Here is a 3,880-nt window from a genome sequence, read left to right on the forward strand (position 1 = left end):
AACCGGTCAGATACACGCTGCCCCCACGACGATCACACCGGTGAACGGTATCAAAAATCAGCCGCTGGTCTTGCCCCCCGGTCAGCCGTTTGAACTGAGTTTGCCCCCGGAGACGGTGAAAGGGCAAACAGTCGACCCGGTGATACGCGTGGTGACACCCGATACCCGCTTGCCGAATAACAGCCTGTATACCGTGCAACCGGGCAGCGACAGCCACTATCTGGTCGAGACCGACCCGAAATTTACCCGGTACAAACAGTGGCTGGGCTCGGACTATATGCGGCAACAACTTACTCACGACCCGGCGCTGGTCCACAAACGCCTGGGCGATGGGTTCTATGAACAGCGGTTGGTGCGGGACCAAATCACCCAACTGACCGGCCGGCGCTATCTGCCCGGTTACAACAACGATGAAGCGCAGTTTAAGGCGCTGATGGATGCCGGTATCGTCTTTGGCAAACAGCAACAGTTAACGCCGGGCGTGGCGCTGAGTCCGGCACAGATGGCGCTGCTGACCTCAGACATTATCTGGCTGACTAACCAAACCGTGACCCTGCCGGATGGCACTACCGAGGTGGTCACTGTGCCACAGGTTTATGCCCGTGTCCGTCAGGGCGACCTGAGCGGTGACGGTGCCTTGCTGGCCGGCAATACCGTGGCGCTCAACAGTCAGGGCGATATCACCAACAGCGGCACGGTCAGCGGGCGAGATGTCACCCAACTGACGGCCAACAACCTGACCAACAGCGGATTTATTCGCGGCGGCAAAGTGGATTTGACGGCCCAACAGACGCTCACCAACCGGGGCGGCCAGATTCAGGGCGATGACCGGGTGACCCTGAAAGGCCGGGATATCACCAGCGCATCGACTGTGCGCGGGGATGGGGCAAACCGCTGGCTGGACCGTCCGGCAGGCATCTATGTGCAAAATGATAAGGGCACCTTATCGCTGAGCGCCATTAACAATGTGCAATTAACCGCCAGTGACGTCAAGAATGCGGGTAAAGACGGTCACACCGAGATAACGGCAGGCCATAACCTGACGCTGGACACCTTAAGTACACGTCGCACAGAACAGGGCGACTGGGGGAAAGATAACTATCGCCATCTGACCCAACAACAGGATATCGGCAGCCAGATAACCGGCGCAGGTGATGTGACATTGCAAGCCGGGCAGGATTTGAACGCCACTGCCGCCCACGTTAACGCCGGTCAACAACTGACGGCGCAGGCCGGGAATAACCTGACGCTGACCACCGGTACGGCCTCATCCGACTTAGTGGAGCACAGTAAACAAACCAGCAAAGGCTGGCTGTCGAAGTCGTCAGTGGAAACCCACGACGAAGTGCATGACCGACAGGCGCTCAGCACCACATTCAGTGGCGATAAGGTCAATCTCCAGGCCGGTAAAGACCTGAATATCCTCGGCAGCAATGTCGCGGGCACGCAGGATGTCAGCCTGAATGCCGGTCATCAGCTCTCCGTCACCACCGCCGCCGAAGCGCACGATGAAACCCATTTGCGGCAGGAGAAAAAATCGGGCCTGATGGGGACCGGGGGGATTGGCTTCACCTTAGGTAAAGCCAGCCAGAAAACCACCACCGACAGTGACCGCCAGCTGAGTAAAGGCAGCACGGTCGGCAGCAGCCAGGGCAATGTCACCCTCAAAGCGGGAGAACAGCTCCGGGTTCACGGCAGCGAGGTGATTGCCGGTAAAGACCTGACGCTGACCGGTCAACAGGTCGATATCACCAGTGCGGAAAACCGCCATCACACCACGACAAAAACCGAACAAAAACAGAGCGGCTTAACCGTGGCGCTGAGTGGCGCCGCAGGCGGGGCCGTCAACAGCGCGGCGCAAACAGCCAGAACCGCCCGCACTGAAAGTGACCCACGAGTGAAAGCGCTGCAAAATACTAAAGTCGCGCTGAGCGGGGTACAGGCCGTGCAGGCTGGCCGACTGGCGGAAGCTCAGGGCAGTGTCGACAAAGGCAATAATAATCTGGCCGGGGTGAGCCTGTCTTATGGCCGCCAGTCTTCCCGTTCAGAACAGCAGCACCGCCAGACCACTCAACAGGGCAGCCATCTCGCTGCCGGGGATAACCTCACCATAACCGCCAAAGGGGATGACAAAGGCGCATCAGGCCAGAATGGCGATATCCGCATTCAGGGCAGCCAGTTACAGGCGGGTAAAGACCTGCAACTGAATGCTCACCGGGATATTCAGCTCTCATCCAGCCAGAACACCGAACAGACTACCGGCAAAAACAGCAGCCACAGCAGCTCGCTGGGCGTGGGCCTGACTGCGGGACCGGGGGGCACCGGTCTGAGCGTCTCGGCCAATGTCAGTCGGGGCAACGGCCGTGAAAACGGCAACGGTGTCAGTCACACTAACACCACGTTACAGGCGGGACAGACCGTCGGGCTGAACAGTGGCCGGGACACCACGCTAAAAGGCGCTCAGGTCAGCGGCGAGCAGATTACCGCCGACGTGAAACGTCATCTGACCCTCAGCAGCGAGCAGGACAGCCAGCGCTATGACAGCCAGCAACAGAATGCCAGCGCCGGCGTCAGTGCCACCGTGGGCCCCCTCACTAACGGTACCGCGAGCCTCAATGCCAGCCGCAATAAACTGCACAGCAACTATGACAGCGTGCAGGAGCAGACCGGGCTGTTTGCCGGCAAAGGTGGCTATCAGGTTCATGTCGGTGACCACACCCAACTGGACGGCGCGGTGATAGAGAGTCACGCTGACAAAACCAAAAACACCCTGAACACCGGGACGCTGGGCTTCAAGGACATTCAAAATCAAGCGGACTTTACTGTTGAGCAGCAGAGTGCGGGCGTTAGCCTGGGTCAACCGACCGCCGGTCAGGTTCTGAATAATCTGGCAGTCAATGCGCTGACGGGGACTCATAACTCAGGCCATGACAGCAGCACCACGCACGCGGCGGTCAGTGAGGGCAATCTGATTATCCGGGATAAAGCGCACCAGACGCAGGATATCGCGACCCTCAGCCGCGATACCGATAACGCCGCGGATGTCCTCAGTCCGATATTTGACAAGGAAAAAGAGCAGCAACGACTGAAACAGGCGCAACTGATTGGCGAAATCAGCGCCCAGATGACCGAGATAGCCAGTACCGAAGGGAAAATTATCGCCACCAAAGCGGCGAAAGCGAAACTGGACCATATCAGTGAACAGGACAAAGCCGCGGCCAGAGAAAAATTGATCAACGCAGGTAATAAAGACCCCTCGCCAGCGGATATCAATAAGCAAGTTTATGACACCGCTTACACGCAGGCGCTGAATGACTCGGGCTTTGGGACTGGCGGAACCTATCAGAAAGCGTTACAGGCCGCCACGGCAGCGATTCAGGGGCTGGCAGGGAACAACCTCGGTCAGGCGCTGGCCGGAGGCGCTTCACCGTATCTGGCCGGGGTGATAAAAGCGCTGACGACGGACCCACAAACCCATCAGGTGGATATCGCTACCAATACGCTGGCCCATGCGATTTTAGGGGCGGTGGCGGCGGAAGTGAGCGGTAACAATGCCCTGTCGGGTGCCGCAGGTGCGGCGTCGGGGGAACTGGCCGCGCAGGTCCTGATAAAGCAACTTTACGGTGATGGGGCCAACGTCAGTGAATTAACGGAGGAACAAAAACAAACTATCAGCACCCTTTCCACCCTGGCAGCCGGGCTGGCAGGCGGTATTGCTGGTGACTCTACCGGGAGCGCCCTCACTGGGGCACAGGCCGGGAAGAATGCGATTGAGAATAACTATCTGAGCGTGAATGAGCTGGACAATTTTGCGCATCAAGCCCGCACCTGTGAAGGCGAAAGCTGCAAACAAGTGATCAAGGATATGGTTGATACTAAT

The 3,880-nt window shown here is 58.3% G+C and carries 1 protein-coding gene; it reads left to right on the forward strand.

The window, feature by feature from the left end; all coding sequences use genetic code 11:
- A partial coding sequence (locus tag ACGF49_RS24075) for a hemagglutinin repeat-containing protein (RefSeq protein ID WP_387493170.1) occupies positions 1-3,880 on the forward strand: 3,880 nt, incomplete at both ends.

The organism is Photorhabdus sp. RM96S (genome assembly GCF_042879335.1).
Classification (GTDB): domain Bacteria; phylum Pseudomonadota; class Gammaproteobacteria; order Enterobacterales; family Enterobacteriaceae; genus Photorhabdus; species Photorhabdus kayaii.